The organism is Paraburkholderia sp. BR10923 (genome assembly GCF_040948765.1).
GTDB classification, from domain to species: domain Bacteria; phylum Pseudomonadota; class Gammaproteobacteria; order Burkholderiales; family Burkholderiaceae; genus Paraburkholderia; species Paraburkholderia youngii.
Genome location: NZ_JBFPKO010000005.1, coordinates 162,709 through 180,504 on the forward strand (window position 1 = coordinate 162,709; position 17,796 = coordinate 180,504).

A 17,796-nucleotide genomic window follows, 5' to 3' on the forward strand; every position below is an offset into this window, starting at 1 on the left:
CCGATGCGTGCGTTACTGGAACGCTTTCGCCGCGCGCCATCGGAAATCGCGAGCGGGCACGCGACGTATATCGGCGCGGTGCTGTCGGCTTTCGACGAAGCGGATAACCCGCCATCGTCTTCGCCGGGTCATGCCGTGCAGAGTGCATTCGGCATTCAGCCTGGCGACGACTGAAGCGTCTGGCCGCGTAATGCCGCCGCGATCCCGGCAGCTCACCGCGGCTCGCGTCCAAACGCTTCGCGCAGCTTGCGCTTGGCCTGTTGCAACGTATCGCGCCGCTCCTTCGGCAGGTTTCGGCCCGCCCGATTGACGTAGAAATTGAGCATCGACATCGCCGATTGAAACGGCGTGCCCTTGCGTCGTCGGCTCACCGTCGACGAGTGCTTCAACGATTGCGCGATGGACTCCGCGCTGCCGGTTTTGAAAATATTCTTCTGGATGTCCATCGCGTCGCTCGTTTCCATCACATGATGCGACCATTTCTTCGCGCCGGATGCGCCGCTCGACTGCGCGGTTTTGGCGCGATGCGCGGCCTGCGCCTGCGCATGGCGCTGGCGCGGTGGCCGTCCCGACTTGCCACGCGACACAGGGCGTTTCGATCTGCTGCTGGTCTTTCGGGTCGCCATTGTGTTTGCTCCTGAAGCGGAATGCCGGACTGGCCACGCATCGGAAATGGTCGGTTCGGCGATCAGAGCTTCACGCCGCCGGCCTCGGGTGCATCCGACGAACCCGGGGGAATTTCACCGACGCCCACGTCGTTGCGGTTCGTATAGACGTCGCCGCCCCAGTACGGTTCGCTGCCGTAGTACTGATGCACGGTGGTGGCCCACGTCTGATCCGCCATCGATGGCCAGTGATCCTTATCGAATCCCGGTGCGTTCTTCACGCGCTCGGCCACCATGTTCAATACGAAGCATTTTTCCTGCGTATCGAGCGTCAGCGCACTCCACGGAATCGCGAGCAGCTTGTCGCCGATGCCGAGAAAACCGCCGCTCGACAGCACTGCATACGCGATGCGGCCCGACCGCACGTCGAGCATGATGTCCTTGATCTTGCCGATGTGCTCGCCGTCGCTGCTGATGACCTTGTTGCCGTCGAGCGTAGCCGCAGCCATTACGTCCGGGCCTGGGCCTTCCGCGGTCGCGGCGCCTTTGCCGACGATGTTCGCGCCTTGCGTCTGGGTCTGCATCACCATGATGGGCTCCTTTGATGGGGTGAATGTACCGAGACATTTAGCAACGGCCGTTCCATCGAGCCGTGCGGCGCAGTTGCTCCCCCGTTACTCGGCAGTTTCTCGATACCAGCCGGCGCCGCATTCTCCCGACGAGGCGCCGCGCGCGTAAAGGATGCGAGCGCGTTTGCAATTATTGCGTCCATGCCGACGCAAGCGCTGCCCGGCGAAGCGCGAAGCGCGCATGCGACGCATGCATCGCGCGGCATAGGCCTTGCTCGACTTTCAGCGATGGCGGCAGGAACTGAAGGATCACAACCGTCCTTTTTACTTCATGGAGAGAAGCCAGATGAGCAAGTATCCGAAGGCATGGCTGGTCGCGGCATGTGTGGCCGCGTCGGGCGCCCTCGCGTCGGGCGCCGCGTTCGCGCAGACGGGCGGCGGCAACGGCAATAGCGGCGCCGGCGGCGGCAATGCGCATGGCGCGGCGACCGCCGCGCCGACGGCGGGCAACGAGCCCGCACCGAATGCGATGGGCAGCACCGGGGGCTCGACTTCGTCGATGAAGCACCATCACAAGAAGTCGAAGGCAACGAAGCCAATGAACGACACGACGAACACGCCCGGCGCCGATGCCAGCAGCGATACAAAGGGACAGTAACGCTGGATCGATGCGCAAGCGGCGATGCACCGTTGCGTTCGTCGTGACGCACGGACGATGCCGCTTCGCATCGGGGGAGAATATCGTGACCAGGAACATTCACTATCAGGCGAACATCTGCGGGGGGGACTTCGCGCACGTTCGCGAGTGCTTCAGCAACTGGAAATCCGAGACGCTCGTGTATCGTCGGCAACAGCCGATGTTCGAAGGCAAGCAGGAAGTGCGGCCGTTGTCGGAGCGCGTGTTCGACAACGGCGAAGTCGCGCATAACACGCTCGCGAGCGTTTGTTCGCCTGGCGACGAGTATGCGCTGGCGGCGGAGATACGGGACGGCGAGCGCGATGTCTGGCTCGTGATGGCGGCATTCGAGGAAGACGTTTGAGCCTTCGCCGATTCATCGCCGAGCCCGTCACTGGGCCGCCGGTTTCGATTCAGATGGAAGTTCCAGCCCAGTGTGCATTTGGGCCGCGGCGCTTTCGTGTTTCGCGGCCGGGGATTTCTTGCGCACCACGCGCGATTTTTTCAGCAGACTCGTCAGCGAACCGTTGATGGTGTCGTCGGCCGGCGACTCCCGCGTCTTGCGTCCTTTCCCACTGGTCGCGCGCGCGAGTTTCGCCGCGCGTTTTTCCGCCTGCGCCAGCAGCACCGCGAAGGCCACTTCATCCACCTTGAGTCCGCGGCGCGCTTGACCTGGCGCGAGGCTCCGCAATTCGTCGGCCTCGAACGCGCTGATGATCGCCGGGTGGATATAACAGCGCCGGCAGACAGCGGGCGTATTGCGCAGCAGGCTCGCCACGTCTTTCACGGTTGCGACGATATGACCGCGCGCTTCGGCTGCGCTGCTGCACATCAAACGGCGCAATGCCGCCAGCGCATATACGCTGCCGGCCCATGTGCGGTAGTCCTTCGCGGTGAAGTCGGCGCCGCTCACGCGGCGCAGGTAGTCATTGATATCGGCCGAGCCGACGCCGTGGCGCGTGCCGTCTTCGTCGAGATACTGGAACAGGTCGTGGCCGGGCAGCTCCGCGCAACGTCGCACGATGCGCTTGACGGTTGGATTGTCCACGGTCACGTCGTGCTCGATGCCGCTCTTACCGCGAAACTGGAGGCGCAATTGACCGGCCTTTATCTTCACGTGCCGCTTGCGCAACGTCGTTAATCCGAATGACTGATTGTCGCGCGCGTATTCGGCGCTGCCGACGCGAATCAGCGTCGTGTCGAGCAACTGCACGATGGCCGCGACGACCTTGTCGAGCGGCATGCCGGTCAGCTTCAGGTCACGCGCGACACGCGCGCGGATTTTCGGCAATGCGCGGCCGAACTCGGCCATCCGTTCGTACTTGTCGGCGTCGCGCGTTTCGCGCCAGCGCGGGTGATAGCGGTACTGCTTACGGCCGCGCGCGTCGCGGCCGGTCGCTTGAAGATGACCTCGCGGATCGGGGCAGATCCACACGTTTTCATAGGCGGGGGGAATCGCGAGCGAGTTGATGCGCTGGATCTCGTTCTCATCGACGATGCGCCTGCCGTTCAGGTCGAAATAGATGAAGCCGTTCCGCTCGCGCTTGCGCGTGTAGCCGGGTTTCGCGTCGTCGGCGTGGCGCAGTCCCGGCGGCATCGGCTGCGGTGCGGTGTTGTCGGTCGCGCTCGCCGGGTTGCGTGATGCGGTCGTGGAATGAGTCGCGGTAGTCATGGTCGCAAGTAGAAGTTTCAAGCGGCTGAAGCAAGGGGAATGCCATTCACCCTGAACCGGGGCGCTTGAGCGGAACGGTCCTTGCGGAATAAGTCGACGTGACCAACTGGAAAGGGGGCTTTCATGACCAGCACACTCAATCCCGATGAAGAGCCGCAGCGGACTGTCAAGCAAACCTCCGGCACGACGGGCGCGCTGGGTCCCAGCGACTCGTCCGATAGCGGCAGCGACGTGGCGGGCGCGAAGCGTCACGATTTCGACGTCGATACGGAGCTCGACAATCACGCGCTCGAAACCGGCGACGCGGAGCTCGGCAGCGATACCGATCGCTCGGGTACGGGCGAGCGCGCGTCGGCCGACGGCGATTCGACGTTGGAAGCGGATCGCGATATCGACACCGACCACGTCGTCGATCCGCGAGTGCCTCCGGGCGCGGAGCGATCCGGTGAAGAGGAAACCGATGTCTGACCATGTTGCGTTTGGCGCACGAAGCGGCTCGCGCTGACCGGCGCAAACGGGCACGCGTCTTGCGGGACAACGTTTTAGTGAAGGCGCCGCGCTATGCACCTGCATAACGAGCAAGCGAGCGCGGCGCCACTGTAAGGAGAGGACGCATGACTGATGCACTGAATGGCTACAAGGTAGCGGTACTCGCCGTAGACGGCTTCGAGCAGGCGGAACTCGTGGAGCCGAAACGCGCGCTCACCGAGGCGGGCGCGACGGTCCACGTGATTTCGGCGAAGCCGGGCAAGATCCAGGGCTTCAAGCACGTCGACAAGGGCGACACCGTCGATGTCGATGCGACGTTCGACAAAGCCCGTCCCGAAGACTACGACGCGCTGGTGTTGCCGGGCGGCGTCGTGAACGGCGACGCGTTGCGACTGCTGCCGCAGGCGCAGGCTTTCGTCAAAGCGGTCGACAACGCGAAGAAGCCGATCGCGGTGATCTGCCACGGCACGTGGCTGCCGGTATCGGCGGGGATCATCAAGGGGCGCACGGTGACGAGCTGGCCTAGCCTGCAGGACGATATTCGTAACGCGGGCGGCACGTGGGTCGATCAGGAAGTGGTCGAGGACGGCAACCTGATTTCGAGCCGCAAACCCGCCGACCTGCCCGCATTCAACAAGACGCTGATCGGGCAACTGACGAAGCGCAAGGCGGCTTGATCGAATGCGGCGCGCTGGCTTCGACGCCGGCGCATCGTGATTCGACACTGCGCATCGGCGATTCGACAGGGAGAAAGTGCATGAAATTCCGGTATTCCCTACAAGTGTTGACCGCCGCGCTGGCCGCGTTGGGCGCGAGCGCGGCAACGATCGACACGGCCAGCGCGCAGGCGAGCGATGCGCCCGCGAGTGCCGCGCCGGCCGGTAAAACGACGCTGTCGCCCGCGGATCAGCAGTTCGTGCTCGAAGCGTCGAAGTCGGACGCCACCGAAATCGCCGCCAGCAAGATCGCGCTGAAGAACTCGAACGATCCGCAGGTCAAGAAGTTCGCGCAACAGATGATCGCCGACCACACGAAGCTCTCGCATGCGATGGCCGCGCTGGTCGCGAAGAAGGGCTTCAAGCCGACGCCGTCCGCGGATTCCGCACTGGTCGGCAAACTGCAGACGTTGAAGGGCTCCGGGTTCGATGCGGCCTACGTCGAGCAGGTCGGCGTGGAAGCGCATCAGCGTGCGGTGGATCTGTTCCAGCAGCAAAGCGAAAGCGGCACCGACGCGCAACTGAAGGCCGCGGCCATGCAAGCGCTGCCAACCATCAAGCATCACCTCGAGATGGCGCAGCAACTGGCCGGCAACTTGAAGGGCTCGTCATGAACGCGATCCTGCCACGGCCTGCTTATGAGGACTCTCTGATGCAGATCACTTTCCCCGACGACGACCCGGTCTTCGACGGCGCCAATCTGACCGTGCGGTTTCTTGCGCGCGTCGATGGCGAGCCGGTGGTCTGCTTGATCACCGCCGAGGCTCTGGAAGATCATTTCGGCGCGGAATCCGCGCTCGAACCTGCGTTGATGGCCGCCTTCGACAGAGGCCGTCAGCGCATCCGCTCGGTCTGCGCGGAAGCGCTCGACCAGAACAACGGAGAAGGCGTGGTGTTGCATAGCGGACTGTTCAGAGTGGAAGGCATGGAACCGGATCGCGGCACTGCGGCGTAGGGCTGCCGCGTGTCGCACTGACTGGGCGCGCTGCTCGTGACGCGCGCCACCCCGGCGATGGTATGGTCCGTGAACGCCAATCAACGATAAAGGAGGCGTAATGTCACTCATCGTCGCAGCACGCTTCACGACGTTTCCGGCCGCGGAAGGCGCGGCGCAAAAGCTTTTCGAGGCGGGTTTCGTCGAAGAGGACGTCACGCTGTTTTTCGTCAATCCGCGCGGCCAGCATGCGCGCTTCCCGATCGGCGGCGACACCGATGCCGACCCCGGCGCGCGAGAGGCGCCCAAAGGCGGAGGCCTGGGCGTGACGATCGGTGCGGTCATCGGCGCGGTGATCGGCGTGGCGATTTTCGCGGCGTTTTCCGCACCGCTGCTGGTGTCGCCGATCGCGGCGGGCGTCGGCGCGTATGTCGGCTCGCTGATCGGCGCGATGTTGCGCACCAAGGAGCATGGCAAATCGGACTATCGCGTGCCGTATCACGAGGAGGCCCGCAAATCGGGCGTGCTCGTCGCCGTGCACGTGTCGCCCGACAATCAGCTCGATGCCGCACGCGTGCTGCGTGAAGCGGGCGGCGTGTCGATCGAGAAGGCGACCGGCCGCTGGCAGCAGGGGCACTGGGCCGATTTCGATCCACTGAAGACGCCCGAACCGGTCAAGGAATTCGCGGAGAAGCGCGAGTGATGTAAGCGATGCGGTATGCCAACGGAAAACGGCCCGATGACGATGATCGGGCCGTTTTCGGTTTACCGCGCGATTTCGACGTCGCGTTACACCCACGGTTGCCGCGTGTCGTGCGGCGGCTGAAATCGTTCGAGCTGCCTTTCGCTATTCGTCGGCCAGCATGAGGAAGGCGTGATGCCGTCATGCGAGCGGCCGCAACTGCTGTGCCACTCCAGCGAAGATCGAAACGCGGCGCCAAGCGTGTATGCCGGGCACGCGTGATGCGAGCTATCCCATGCAGCCCGCCGCGCGTCGAACCGATTCATCGCGACGCACATAAAAAGCTCCGTGCGGCGGATTCCGCGATGAACGAAACCCTTGGAGGTATTGAATGGCTACCAACGTTGTTTCCGTATTGAATGACCTGGTCGAAACGTCGAAGGATGGCGAAAAGGGCTTTATGAAGGCAGCCGAGGATGCGCACGACGAAGAGCTGAAGATGCTGTTTCGCTCGACAGCAGACGAGTGCTCGCGCGGCGCGCGTGAGTTGCAGGATGTCGTTCAGACCCTGGGCGGCAAGCCGGAAACCGGCGGCAGCATGACCGGTGCGCTGCATCGCGGCTGGGTCGACGTCAGATCGGCGGTTTCGGATCGCAGCGACCATGCGATTCTCGCCGAGTGCGAAAAGGGCGAGGACGTCGCGAAGAAGCGCTATCACGATGCGCTCGAAAAGGATTTGCCGGCCGATGTGCGTGCGATCGTCGAGCGGCAATACCAGGGCGTACTGCAGAATCATGATCGTGTGCGCGATCTGCGCGACCGGTATGCGGCGATGAAGCGTTGATCGACGCATCGATGCAATAGAAAGAGCCGGCTCCGCAGCCGGCTCTTTTCGTTCCGCTCAGTCGAATCGGCGTGAACCGATCATGCGGATATCAGTCGGCGGCCACCTTCAGATGGTTCTTCACGCTCTCGACACCCTTCACGTTCTGCACGACATCCTCGGCGGCGGTCTTGTCTTCGGCCGATGGCACCGAACCCGTGAGCCACACGACGCCCTTGCGGGTCTTCACGTGGATATGCGTCGATTTGACGTTCTTCGCGGCAAGCAGATCGGCCTTGACCTTGGTCGTAATGGTGCCGTCGTCGATATGCTGGCCGACGCTTTCCGACGCCGCGGGCGGAGCCGAAGCGCTGGTCTGGGCGTTCGCGTTCAGCGCGAACGCGACGACAGCGATACTGCCTGCGGTCTTCAGAAGCTGGATCGTCTTCATGGTTTTCTCCTTCAGGTGGTGATGAAAATGGCGGTCTTGTTGCCGGTGGCCGATCGCGGCGCAAGCCGCTGATGACACACGTGGGGTCGTGGCCGCTACGGTACCGTCAGGGGCCCGTTTCTCGACACCGGGCGCCGTACTCGCATCCACGCATGACTGGCGTGTTTACGAAGGGCGGCGTCCGTCCACACAACGCTGCTCCGCATGTATCGTGCCCGGCCGCTGGGGTCCCGCTGACACCGCCCGCGAAAGCCGTATCCATCAGGGTTTTTCGACTGATGAATAGGGCTGCGTTGCGACCGTGCCCGAGGCCGTCCGAGGTGTGAAGAAAAGGGACCGCAAATTGCCAGCCGTTTGTAAAAACCGGCGCTCGCGGTCCCGTCAATTCCTCCGCCTGAATAAACAAAGCGTAATCAAAACAGCGTCTTGCGCGACCTGGTACGGACGTTGCATTGAAGAGTGCACTCGGCTCATTGAGTCTTTGACTACCAACGAACGGGATCAACTCCAATGCCTTCAATCGAACTACGCACAAGGCAGTCTCTTGCACTGACGCCTCGTCTTCAGCAGTCGGTGCGTCTCTTGCAATTGTCGGCTCTCGAGTTCCAGCAGGAATTGCGCACGGCGCTCGATACCAATCCGTTCCTCGAATACGACTCATCCGAAGCAGAGGACGTCGCGCTCGCCGGCACGACGCCGGCTGATGGCGAAGACGCCAACGTGCCCGCCGCCGATGCGCTAGCCGCCGAGCCGGACGGACTGCCGGCGGAAAACTCCGCTAGCGATACGCTCGAAAGCGCGGGCCAGGACGACATGCCCGCCGATTTTTCCGGCGACTACGGTTCGCGCAGTTCGGCGCGCCAGAACGGCGACGCGGACGGCAGCGACCCGGCCGAATGGGCTCGCTCGCAACCCACGCTGCGCGAGCAGTTGCACGACGCGTTGCGCCTATACCGGCTCGACGACCGCGATCGCGCGGTGGCCCGTTTCATCATCGAGGCACTCGACGAAGACGGGTATATGCGGCAGTCGCTCGCCGACCTCGCCGACAGCGTCGATCTCGAGCCCACGCTGACCGAGGAAGAACTGCTGGTCGCGTTGCGCCTCGTGCAATCGCTCGATCGTCCGGGGCTCGGCGCGCGTTCGCTGTCGGAATGCCTCGCGCTGCAGATCAATGCGCTGCCCGCCAGTACGCCGGGGCGCGACGTCGCGCGGCAGATCGCCGAGCATCATCTGGAACGTCTCGCGCGCCGCGAGCAGGCCGAGTTGCAAAAGCAGATCGGCTGCAGCGCGGAGGAACTGCGCGTTGCCTGCGCGCTGGTGCGCAAGCTCGATCCGAAGCCGGGCAATTGCTACGGCCGCGCCGAGGATAACTATGTGGTGCCCGACGTGATCGTGCGTCAGGCGCGCAACAAGTGGGTCGTGTCGATCAATCCGGCAGTGCAGCCGCGCGCGCGAATCCATCGCATGTATGCACAGCTGTTCGCGCAGTCGGCCGGCGCGAGCCGCTCGCCGCTCGCACAGCAGCTGCAGGAAGCACGCTGGCTGATCCGCAACGCGCAGCAGCGCTTCGACACGATCCAGCGGGTGGCCGAATGCATCGTCGCGCATCAGAAGGCCTTCTTCCAGTACGGCGAGATCGCGCTGAAGCCGATGGTGTTGCGCGACGTCGCCGACGAGCTGGGTCTGCACGAATCGACGATCTCGCGGGCGACGGGCAACAAATATATGGCGACGCCGCGCGGCATCTTCGAGTTCAAGCATTTCTTCCCGCGCGAGCTCGGCACCGAAAGCGGCGGCACCTGCTCGGCCGCGGCGGTGCGCGCGCTGCTCAAGGAGATGATCGCCGCGGAGAACACGCGCGATCCGCTGTCGGACGTGACGCTCGCGAAGATGCTCGCGGATCAGGGCGTGCTGGTCGCGCGGCGCACGGTGGCGAAATACCGGCATCTGATGAAGGTGCCGCCGGCGGAACTGCGCCGGCAGCTTTGACGCACCGAAGTTTTAACGGGGGTTTGAAGCAAAGCAGTCGTTCAAACAGCAGTACATTGCGCACAGGGTCATGCGAGGTTGTCCGCTCGCATGACCCTTTTTCGTATCTGGACGTTTCGCCGGCGTGCCTTTACATTGGCGGGTCGAATGGAACGGGTGAGCGCAATGAAGTATTCGAATCTGGTCGAGCGGCTGCAAGGGCGTCGCACGTCGGCGTGGGAAATTCATCGGGTCGCGCAGCAGGCGGCAGCGAGGGGCGAAGACGTGATCGTGCTGAGCGTAGGAGACCCCGAGTTCTCGACGCCGGCGCCGATCGTCGAGCGCGCGATCGATGCGCTGCGCGCGGGCGATACGCACTATACGGCGATGGCCGGTCGCGAGCCGCTGCGCGCCGCGATCGCCGCCGAGCACGCGCGTACCACGGGCCGTGACGTGAGCGCGGCCAACGTGGTGCTGACCGCCGGCGCGCAAAACGGCGTGTTCGCGGTGTCGCTGTGCCTGCTCGAAGCGGGCGACGAAGTGATCGTTCCCGAGCCGATGTATCTGACCTACGAGGCCTGCGTGCGCGCGGCGGGCGCGACGCTGGTCGCGGTGCCGGTCGATCCGGCGCGCGCGTTTCACGTCGATTGCGACGCGCTCGCAGCGGCGATCACGCCGCGCACGAAGGCGATCTTCTTCGCGACGCCATGCAATCCGACCGGCGTCGTGATGCAGCGCGCGGATCTCGAGCGCATCGCGCGGCTTGCGTGCGAGCACGACCTGTGGGTGCTGTCCGACGAGGTCTATGCGGAACTGACGTTCGAACGCGACCATGTGAGCATTGCGTCGCTGCCCGGCATGGCGGAGCGCACGGTCACGATCGGCAGCTTGTCGAAGTCGCACGCGATGGCGGGATGGCGCGTCGGCTGGGCAATCGGGCCGGCGACGCTGATCGAGCACATGGCGCGGCTCGCGCTCGCAATGCTGTACGGCCTGCCGGGCTTCATCCAGCAGGCCGCATTGACGGCATTGGAGAACAGGGCCGAGTTCGTCGCCGAGATCCGCGAGATCTACCGGCGGCGGCGCGACGTTGTGTTCGAGCGCTTGCGTCGCGTGCCGGGCTTGCGATGCCTGTTGCCCGAAGCCGGCATGTTCGTGATGGTCGACGTCAGCGGGACCGGGCTCGATACGACCGAGTTCACGTGGCAGCTGTTTCGCGCGCAAGGCGTGGCCGTGCTCGACGCGAGCGCGTTCGGGGAAACGGCGAACGGCTTCGTCAGGTTGGGGCTGGTGGTGGGCGAGGATCGATTGATCGAGGCGTGCGACAGGATCGCGCGATTCGTGGAAGGGGTGCGCGGCTGAGAGGCCACCTCAGGCCGCCGCATAACCCAGCCGGCGCGCCTGGCTTCCCGCGAGAGCGAGCAGGGTGTCGTCGCTCGCGGCCGTATCCGGAATCAGATATAGATCGCCGATATCGGTCACCGGATCGCTGAACGGCGTCGGCGAGCGGCGTTGCGAGATCAGGAAGTCGCTGATCGGCGATGCATCCGCGAGGCCGAGAAACTGCCCGATGCTCGCCGCCGTCTCACACGGTTCTTCGATGACCTTCCGGTACGACACGGTCAATGCGTGAGGCGCCGGGATCTCTTCGAAGAATGCGTTGATCTCGCCGACGTATTGCCCCCACACGCGGATGCCGTCTTCGATCGATCCGGTCCAATGCTTGTGCAAGAGCGAATTGGCCACGTGGCGAGGATCGCGGTGGATATGAATGAAGCGCGCCTGCGGCAGCAGTTCGCGTATCAGACGCAAGCAGGAACCGGAGCGCGGCAGGCGTTCGATCGAGCCCGTTCGGCCCGACAGTACCGTAGGGTCGGCGTACGACGGATGCTTGTCGCCCCAGATCGGCGCGCCGAACTTCAGTTCTTCGCGATAGAAGCGCTCGACCCATCCGCCCAACGTACGATGGCCGAATGCGAGCAGGCGGTCGCGTGAACTCTCGCCGAGCAGATCGGCGCGATGGCAGCCGACTTCGAGGAAGTCCTTCAGCAATGCAAAGACGCGGCATTCGTTGGTCAGCTGGATCAGAGGATGCGCGTTCAGCACGGAACAAAGAAAGGTCGTTCCGGACCTGGGCGAGCCGACGATGAACAGCGGGAAAGACTCCATTGCGCGCTCCTTGTCGTTCGTCTGGGTTCCTAGCTTACGCAAGCCGCATGGCGTCAGCCTGACGCGGGCATGACTCCCGCGCCATTCGCTGCGATCGCGAGTGACTTCGACCGTCAAGCAGCGATTCGCAATTCTCGAATGTGGGGCGCGCGCCGGCAGAACGCGTATGCGTTCCGCGTGGCTTACTCGCGGTTTACCTTTTCTTGCGCACGAATTTCAAGCCGAAGCGCACCAGCCGCGGCATCGTTTCGGGCCGCAACAGCCGTGGGTCATACCCCGCGAAGCGACGTTCGTTTTCCTGAAGACACAGTTGCATCAATTCGGGCACGCTGATATCGACATCCGTCACTGACTGCGCGCCGTTGACCGTGAAGTTGTTATCGTGCTCGTGGACGTTGCCATCGGCATCCATCGCACGCGCGAGCCCGATACGCTCCCAAATCAGAAACGCCCACACGCCCGCCACCTTGAGCTCGAAGCGGATGCGCTGCCACCACGACAGCTGCGCGCGATGCCAGGCGACCCAGTTCGCGAACAGCAGAATGTGGCGGCACTCTTCCTGCATCACCGGCTCGAAAGTCTCGGTCAGTTCCGGCGGAAACAGGCCCGAGCGCCGCGCCACCTCGAACAGGCCGAACGCGAAGAAGCTGTCGATACATTCGCTATAGCCGGTCACGAGGTAAGCCCGTTCCGTGTCTTTCGGATAGATGTACGGCGGCTCGCTCGCGAGCTCGATGCCATACGCATGCACCATGCGCGACAACACTTCCTTATGGCGGTTTTCTTCCCACGCGTTAAGAGCGAGCGCGTCGCGCAGGTCCGGGGTGTCGAGCGTCGCCGCGTAGGCGGCCATGCGCAGGCGCGCTCTGCCTTCGGTTTGCACGGCGATGTCCCAGATCGGCAGATCGACGATGCGCTTGAGCGTCGCGGCTTCGAGCGGCGGCCATGCGAGCACGGACGGGCGATACGGATTGAAGGTTTCGCGAAACATGCGGCACATTTCGCGCCGGTGCACGTCCGAGCCGGGCGTCAGCGGGCCGCTGACGGCGCTCGTCCAGTGCCGCATCGCGTGCTCGGCGACGTCGAGGGTCGAGGCGTCCGGCTGTTCCTGCGGCAGGTGTGGCGCGCGAAAGCCGGGGATCAGCGCGGCGGCGTCGAATGCATCCAGTACCAGTTGGTCCATTGGGTATTCCCGGCAAGGCGACGAAGGCGCTGTCGATTCTGCCATGACTGCGCAGGTGTGCGCCACGTGGAGGAAAAAGCGCAATGTAATGTTGGTGCGTGCCGTGACACCGACGGTTGACGCCGCGCAAACTTGCGTCAAGAATCGAACGCCGGCTTTGCCCCGGAATCCGGCTAGACGGAATTCCAGCGCACTTCGACTCGTCGCGGACGACTTCATGATTCTTCGCTTCTCTTCCTCATTGCGCCGCTTGCTGACAGTGGCATTGCCGGGCGCCGCGCTGACGGTGGCGCTTTCCGTCGCCGCTGTGGTGTCGTTCGGCGAACGGTGCATGGCAGCCGGACAGGCAGATGCGAGGGGAGGCACGGACGCCGCCGCCTCCGCGCCGACCGCGCCGCAGGTCGGCGAATCGGGCGAGCCGCACCCGATGACAGCGCGCCCGAACGACGAGCCGCGCAAGCGGACGGCCGCATCGAATGCACCGGACTCGGCCGACGCGACGGCGAGGCCACGCAACGACAGGGCGTCGGCGCCGGCGATTCCGGTGCCGCCCGAAACCACCAGCGTGACCACGCATTCGCTTCGCTTGAACGGTCGCAAGCTCGACTACACGGCGAGCGCCGGCAATCTGTTGCTGCACGATAAGTCCGGCGTGCCCACCGCGAGCGTGTTCTATGTCGCGTACACGGTGCCGACCAAAACGCCGGCGACGCGTCCGATCACCTTTCTGTTCAACGGCGGCCCAGGCGCTGGCAGCGTATTCCTGATGATGGGCTCGGTCGGCCCGAAGCGGGTGCGCACCGCGAGCCCCGCGAGCACGCCGCCCGCGCCGTACACGCTCGAAGACAACCCCGACAGCCTGCTCGAGGTCTCGGACCTCGTGTTCGTCGACGCGGTCGGCGCGGGCCTGTCGAGACCGGTCGGGCATGGCACGGGCAAGGACTTCTGGGGCGTCGATCAGGACGTCAGTGCTTTTGCGCAATTCATCGACCGTTATCTGACGGTGAATCAGCGCTGGAATTCGCCGAAGTACCTGTTCGGCGAATCGTATGGCACCGCGCGCGCGGCGATGCTCGCTTATCGGCTGGGGCAGAACAATATCGCGCTGAACGGCGTGATCCTGCTGTCGTCGGTGCTAAATTCCGCGGCGTTCACGCCCGGCACCGATTTCAAGAGCGTGAGTTATCTGCCGAGTTTCGCGGCGATCGCGTGGTATCACGACAAGGTCACGCCGAAGCCCGCGAACTTGACGGCGTTTCTCGACGAAGCGCGCGCGTTCGCACGGGGACCGTATGCGCAGGCGCTCGATCAGGGCGATGCGCTGCCCGACGATCAGCGCGACGCGATCGCCGCGCGCGTCGCGTACTTCACCGGTCTCGACGTGGGCTTCGTGAAGCGCAACCGTCTGCGTCTTTATCCGTCGCGCTTTCGAAACGAGTTGCTGCGCAACGAGTCGCGCAGCGTAGGGCGCTACGATGCGCGAGTCGAAGGCCGGAATTACGACGATGCAGCGGAAGATCCCGATTTCGATGCGTCGGTGAACAGCGTGTCGAATGCGTTCAATGCGGCGCTTCATCAGCATCTGTCGGAAGACCTGCATTACACGCCGACCGACCGTTATCTGGTGTTCAGCGACGACGCGTTGAAGCAGTGGGACTGGAAACACCGTGAATGGTGGGGCGAACGGCTGGAGCTGCCGTACGCGGGCGGCGATCTAGCCGAAGCGATGAGGCAGAATCCGCAGTTGCGGGTGCTGTCGCTGAACGGCTACTTCGATCTCGCCACGCCGTTCTACGCGACCGAATATGCGCTCGCGCATCTCGGCCTCGACCGGTCGCTGCGCGAGAACGTGCGGATTGCCTACTATCCGACCGGCCACATGGTGTACCTCGACGATGCCGCGCTGCACGCGATGAAGCGTGATCTCGTGAGCTTTTATACGGCTCAGCCGCGTTGAGATCGGCGAATCGGCGCACGATGTCGAACGGTATAATTCCACGCACCGTGCAGTAGCCGCGCGCTTCGTCAACTGCGCTTCATCGTTTGCCGCTTATGCCATTCACCCCGATTCCGTCCTTCGCGCGCAAGCGCATTTCCGACGTGGTTTCCGACCAGATCAAGCAACTGATCTCGGAGGGCTCGCTGATGCCCGGTGACCGGCTGCCGGCCGAGCGCGATCTCGCGGCGCAGCTCGGCGTGTCGCGGCCGTCGCTGCGCGAGGCTCTGATCAGGCTGGAAGCGGACGGTTACATCGAAACGTCGGGGCGCGGCGGTTTCACGGTGGTCGACGTGACCGCGCCGATCATCTCGAAGCCGCTTGCCGAACTGCTGCTGCAGAATCCGCGTACCAGTGCCGACATTCTGGAGCTGCGCCAGGGGCTCGAAGCGATTTCGACGGTCTATGCCGCGCAGCGCGCAACCGCCACCGACCTGAAGAAAATCCGCGCGGCGTTCGAGGCCTTGAAGGCTGCGTCCTCGTCGCGCGATTGCGCGAATCTCGCCGAACTCGATGCCGCGTTTCATCTCGCGATCGCCGACTCCACGCACAACGTCGCGCTGGCGCACGTGATGCACGGCATTCACACGCTGATTCGCGAGGGCATGCGCCAGTATCATCGCTTGATCGATTACGACGCTGCGATGGAAAAGCAGTTGATGAGCCAGCACCAGGCGATTTACGACGCGGTCGTCGCACGCGATGCGCCCAAAGCACGCAAGGCCGCCGAGCGGCATCTGGCCTTCGTGCGCGAGATTTACAAGGACGATGCGACGAAGCCGTCGGCTGCCGTGATTTCCTGAGTTGCCCGGCCACGCGAAACCTCTGGCGACGCAGGCCAGGCGGGTCAGTCGGCGAGAAATACCTCTTCGCCTCGTCCCAATGGCACGACCACGGGTCGCTGCACGGCGGTGTCGATATCGATGTGCCGTCCCTCGCGCGAAGAGCGTTCGAAGGCATCCAGCACCTCCAGCACATGCAACGCCAGTTCGCCGCTCGCGCGATGCGGCCGATCCCGACGCAACGCCACCGCCATGTCCAGTACGCCCACGGCGCGGTAGTTGGCCACGTGCGCGCCGCTCCTCAACGTGAAGTTGTCGACACCAAAGGGATGATGCTGTGTGTCGAGCGGCTTGAAGCCACTATCACGTTCGGCCACGCGCGGACTTCCGCCAAAGAAATTCGGGTCGACGCCCAACAGGGTGCCTTCGGTGCCATAGATTTCGATGGGCGCACGCTGATGGGCCCACACGTCCCACGAGGCACTCATCGACACGTTGGCTCCGCTCGCAAAATGCAGGATGCCGTTGACCGTCGTGGGCACCTCGACATCGATGATCTGGCCGCGGAGCGGCTCACTGGAGATGATGCGCTGTGGAAAACCGATGCTCGCGCACGCGGTCACGCGCGCTACCGGTCCCAGCAGGTTGACCAGCTGGGTCACGTAATACGGGCCCATGTCGTGAATGGGACCGCCGCCCGGCTTGAAAAAAAACTCTGGATTGGGGTGCCAGGATTCCATGCCGCGGGACAACACGGCCACGGCCCCGCCAATGGCGCGCCCAATGCGGCCGGCATCGAGCGCCTCGCGGCAGGCCTGATGGGCAGCGCCGAAGAAAGTGTCAGGTGCGCAGCCCACGCGTAATCCCGACGCCTCGGCTCGCGCCAGCATCGCGCGTGCGGACGCGAAGTCGGTAGCCAAAGGCTTTTCGAGGTAGACGTGCTTGCCCGCCTCGAGAATCTGCAGGCTTACCGGCACATGCGCGTGCGGCACCGTCAGGTTGATGACGATTTCGATGTCGGGGTCGGCCAGCAGCGCGTCCACCGTCATCGCGGCAACGCCGTGCTGCGCGGCCTTGGCCCGGGCGGCTTCCGGACGCAAGTCGGCGCAAGCCTTGACGCGCGCGAACTCGGAATTTGCCGCGCCGGTGAAATAGGCATCGCTGATGTTGCCGCAACCGATGATGCCGATGAGGACAGGTTTCATGGATCAGGCTCCGAGCTGGTGCAGATAGGCAAAGGCATTGCGGGCGAAGCGTTCGCCGTCGCTGGGATTGTCGTGCTCGGCGGCGAGGAAACGCGCACCCGCTTCGCGGCAGGCCGCGGAGAGCGTGGGCCAATCCATGACGCCGTGACCCACGTCGGCCCAGCCGTCTTCGTCCAGTTTTTCACCTGCGGGCGCGAGGTCTTTCGCATGGGCCGAGACCACACGGCCCGTATAACGACGCAGCCACGGCAGCGGATCGGCGCCGCCGCGAACGAGCCAGGCTACATCCACCTGCCAGCCGAGCGGGCTTGCCCCGGCGGACTCGAACAGCAGTTCCAGCGCCGTGGCGCCGTTCTCTTTCGCTCTCAGTTCCCAATCATGGTTGTGGTAAGCGAGACCGATGCCCTGATCGGCCAGCCGATGAGCGAGCTCGCCCAGCTCGCTGCCGAGCGCCCGCCAGTATGCGGCATCACTGTCGCGCTCGGCTGGCGGCACGGCGGGCATGACCAGCTGGGTGAAACCGATGGTCTCGCACGCCGCGATGACTTCTTGCAAACGCTCACGCAGCATGGCCATGCTGAGGTGACTGGACGAGGCGCTCAGGCCGCGGGCCCGAAGCTTGTTCCGGGTATCGGCCGCATTTTCCAGCAAGGACCCGATCAGCTCGACCTGGCGAAATCCGGCTTGGGCTGCAATGTCGAACTGCCGGTCGAGGTCGCCCGCATTACGCAGGCTGTAAATCTGGATGGAAATGGGCAAGGCTTGATTCATGGTCGTCAGTCCAAGGAGTCAAGGGATGCGGCACGGATTGGAGCAGCGATTGCAGTGAAGCAGTGCAGGTCAGAGGGTAAGCGCTTTCCTGCTTCTCCGGAA

At 64.1% G+C, this 17,796-nt stretch carries 21 protein-coding genes; 13 read left to right on the forward strand and 8 right to left on the reverse strand.

Features of this window, described 5'->3' with window-relative positions:
• The first annotated feature begins 3 nt into the window (after nucleotides 1–3).
• Complete coding sequence (locus tag AB3X94_RS11545) at nucleotides 4–174, forward strand: hypothetical protein (RefSeq protein WP_246391831.1); 171 nt, start codon at nucleotides 4–6, stop codon at nucleotides 172–174.
• A gap of 38 nt (nucleotides 175–212) precedes the next feature.
• Here AB3X94_RS11545 and AB3X94_RS11550 read toward each other — a convergent pair whose 3' ends face one another.
• The gene (locus AB3X94_RS11550) at nucleotides 213–626 is read right to left on the reverse strand and encodes a DUF3175 domain-containing protein (RefSeq protein WP_368611580.1); all 414 of its coding nucleotides are present in this window, start codon (nucleotides 624–626) and stop codon (nucleotides 213–215) included.
• A 62-nt stretch (nucleotides 627–688) separates the two neighbouring features.
• Nucleotides 689–1,195 (reverse strand): PRC-barrel domain-containing protein, encoded by a 507-nt coding sequence (locus tag AB3X94_RS11555; protein WP_176106069.1) that lies wholly within the window; start codon nucleotides 1,193–1,195, stop codon nucleotides 689–691.
• Nucleotides 1,196–1,520: 325 nt separating this feature from the next.
• On the opposite strand from AB3X94_RS11555, the gene AB3X94_RS11560 reads away from it, so the two are divergent.
• On the forward strand, nucleotides 1,521–1,832 hold the full coding sequence (locus AB3X94_RS11560) for a hypothetical protein (RefSeq protein WP_176106068.1): 312 nt from the start codon (nucleotides 1,521–1,523) through the stop codon (nucleotides 1,830–1,832).
• 85 nt (nucleotides 1,833–1,917) lie between these two features.
• Complete coding sequence (locus AB3X94_RS11565) at nucleotides 1,918–2,214, forward strand: hypothetical protein (RefSeq protein ID WP_176106067.1); 297 nt, start codon at nucleotides 1,918–1,920, stop codon at nucleotides 2,212–2,214.
• A gap of 27 nt (nucleotides 2,215–2,241) precedes the next feature.
• Here AB3X94_RS11565 and AB3X94_RS11570 read toward each other — a convergent pair whose 3' ends face one another.
• Nucleotides 2,242–3,522: a DNA topoisomerase IB gene (locus AB3X94_RS11570; RefSeq protein WP_368611581.1), complete on the reverse strand. Its 1,281-nt coding sequence runs from the start codon at nucleotides 3,520–3,522 to the stop codon at nucleotides 2,242–2,244.
• A 123-nt stretch (nucleotides 3,523–3,645) separates the two neighbouring features.
• On the opposite strand from AB3X94_RS11570, the gene AB3X94_RS11575 reads away from it, so the two are divergent.
• From AB3X94_RS11575 to AB3X94_RS11600, 6 genes are all read left to right on the forward strand, one after another.
• A complete protein-coding gene (locus AB3X94_RS11575; protein WP_176106065.1) occupies nucleotides 3,646–3,990 on the forward strand; it encodes a chemotaxis protein in 345 nt (114 codons plus the stop codon).
• Nucleotides 3,991–4,136: 146 nt separating this feature from the next.
• Nucleotides 4,137–4,688 (forward strand): type 1 glutamine amidotransferase domain-containing protein, encoded by a 552-nt coding sequence (locus AB3X94_RS11580; RefSeq protein ID WP_013091830.1) that lies wholly within the window; start codon nucleotides 4,137–4,139, stop codon nucleotides 4,686–4,688.
• Between the two features lie 80 nt (nucleotides 4,689–4,768).
• Complete coding sequence (locus tag AB3X94_RS11585) at nucleotides 4,769–5,341, forward strand: DUF4142 domain-containing protein (protein WP_368611582.1); 573 nt, start codon at nucleotides 4,769–4,771, stop codon at nucleotides 5,339–5,341.
• Nucleotides 5,338–5,682: a DUF1488 domain-containing protein gene (locus AB3X94_RS11590; RefSeq protein ID WP_176106063.1), complete on the forward strand. Its 345-nt coding sequence runs from the start codon at nucleotides 5,338–5,340 to the stop codon at nucleotides 5,680–5,682. The genes AB3X94_RS11585 and AB3X94_RS11590 overlap by 4 nt, the downstream gene beginning before the upstream one ends.
• A 100-nt stretch (nucleotides 5,683–5,782) precedes the next feature.
• The gene (locus tag AB3X94_RS11595) at nucleotides 5,783–6,364 is read left to right on the forward strand and encodes a hypothetical protein (protein WP_176106062.1); all 582 of its coding nucleotides are present in this window, start codon (nucleotides 5,783–5,785) and stop codon (nucleotides 6,362–6,364) included.
• Between the two features lie 370 nt (nucleotides 6,365–6,734).
• Nucleotides 6,735–7,187 carry a PA2169 family four-helix-bundle protein gene (locus AB3X94_RS11600; protein ID WP_176106061.1) on the forward strand — a complete coding sequence of 151 codons (453 nt, stop codon included), beginning with the start codon at nucleotides 6,735–6,737 and terminating at the stop codon, nucleotides 7,185–7,187.
• Nucleotides 7,188–7,278: 91 nt separating this feature from the next.
• Here AB3X94_RS11600 and AB3X94_RS11605 read toward each other — a convergent pair whose 3' ends face one another.
• Complete coding sequence (locus tag AB3X94_RS11605) at nucleotides 7,279–7,617, reverse strand: BON domain-containing protein (RefSeq protein ID WP_176106060.1); 339 nt, start codon at nucleotides 7,615–7,617, stop codon at nucleotides 7,279–7,281.
• Between the two features lie 510 nt (nucleotides 7,618–8,127).
• Here AB3X94_RS11605 and AB3X94_RS11610 point away from each other — a divergent pair.
• Together AB3X94_RS11610 and AB3X94_RS11615 are read left to right on the forward strand one after the other, a co-directional pair.
• The gene (locus AB3X94_RS11610; RefSeq protein ID WP_368611583.1) at nucleotides 8,128–9,609 is read left to right on the forward strand and encodes an RNA polymerase factor sigma-54; all 1,482 of its coding nucleotides are present in this window, start codon (nucleotides 8,128–8,130) and stop codon (nucleotides 9,607–9,609) included.
• 165 nt (nucleotides 9,610–9,774) lie between these two features.
• On the forward strand, nucleotides 9,775–10,950 hold the full coding sequence (locus AB3X94_RS11615; RefSeq protein WP_176123742.1) for a pyridoxal phosphate-dependent aminotransferase: 1,176 nt from the start codon (nucleotides 9,775–9,777) through the stop codon (nucleotides 10,948–10,950).
• A gap of 9 nt (nucleotides 10,951–10,959) precedes the next feature.
• Here the strand turns inward: AB3X94_RS11615 and AB3X94_RS11620 are convergent, their stop codons facing one another.
• On the reverse strand, nucleotides 10,960–11,757 hold the full coding sequence (locus AB3X94_RS11620; protein ID WP_176106057.1) for a sulfotransferase: 798 nt from the start codon (nucleotides 11,755–11,757) through the stop codon (nucleotides 10,960–10,962).
• 193 nt (nucleotides 11,758–11,950) lie between these two features.
• Entirely contained in the window at nucleotides 11,951–12,940 is a 990-nt protein-coding gene (locus tag AB3X94_RS11625; protein WP_176106056.1) for a ferritin-like domain-containing protein, read from the reverse strand.
• A gap of 217 nt (nucleotides 12,941–13,157) precedes the next feature.
• Here AB3X94_RS11625 and AB3X94_RS11630 point away from each other — a divergent pair, with 217 nt between their 5' ends.
• Both AB3X94_RS11630 and AB3X94_RS11635 read left to right on the forward strand, forming a co-directional pair.
• Nucleotides 13,158–14,897 (forward strand): peptidase S10, encoded by a 1,740-nt coding sequence (locus AB3X94_RS11630; RefSeq protein WP_368611584.1) that lies wholly within the window; start codon nucleotides 13,158–13,160, stop codon nucleotides 14,895–14,897.
• A 95-nt stretch (nucleotides 14,898–14,992) separates the two neighbouring features.
• Nucleotides 14,993–15,739 (forward strand): FadR/GntR family transcriptional regulator, encoded by a 747-nt coding sequence (locus AB3X94_RS11635; protein ID WP_368611585.1) that lies wholly within the window; start codon nucleotides 14,993–14,995, stop codon nucleotides 15,737–15,739.
• Between the two features lie 44 nt (nucleotides 15,740–15,783).
• On the opposite strand, the gene AB3X94_RS11640 is transcribed toward AB3X94_RS11635, so the two are convergent.
• Together AB3X94_RS11640 and AB3X94_RS11645 are read right to left on the reverse strand one after the other, a co-directional pair.
• A complete protein-coding gene (locus AB3X94_RS11640) occupies nucleotides 15,784–16,923 on the reverse strand; it encodes a Gfo/Idh/MocA family protein (protein WP_368611586.1) in 1,140 nt (379 codons plus the stop codon).
• A gap of 3 nt (nucleotides 16,924–16,926) precedes the next feature.
• Nucleotides 16,927–17,694, reverse strand: a complete 768-nt coding sequence (locus tag AB3X94_RS11645) for a sugar phosphate isomerase/epimerase family protein (RefSeq protein WP_368611587.1) — start codon at nucleotides 17,692–17,694, stop codon at nucleotides 16,927–16,929.
• Nucleotides 17,695–17,796 lie beyond the last annotated feature (102 nt).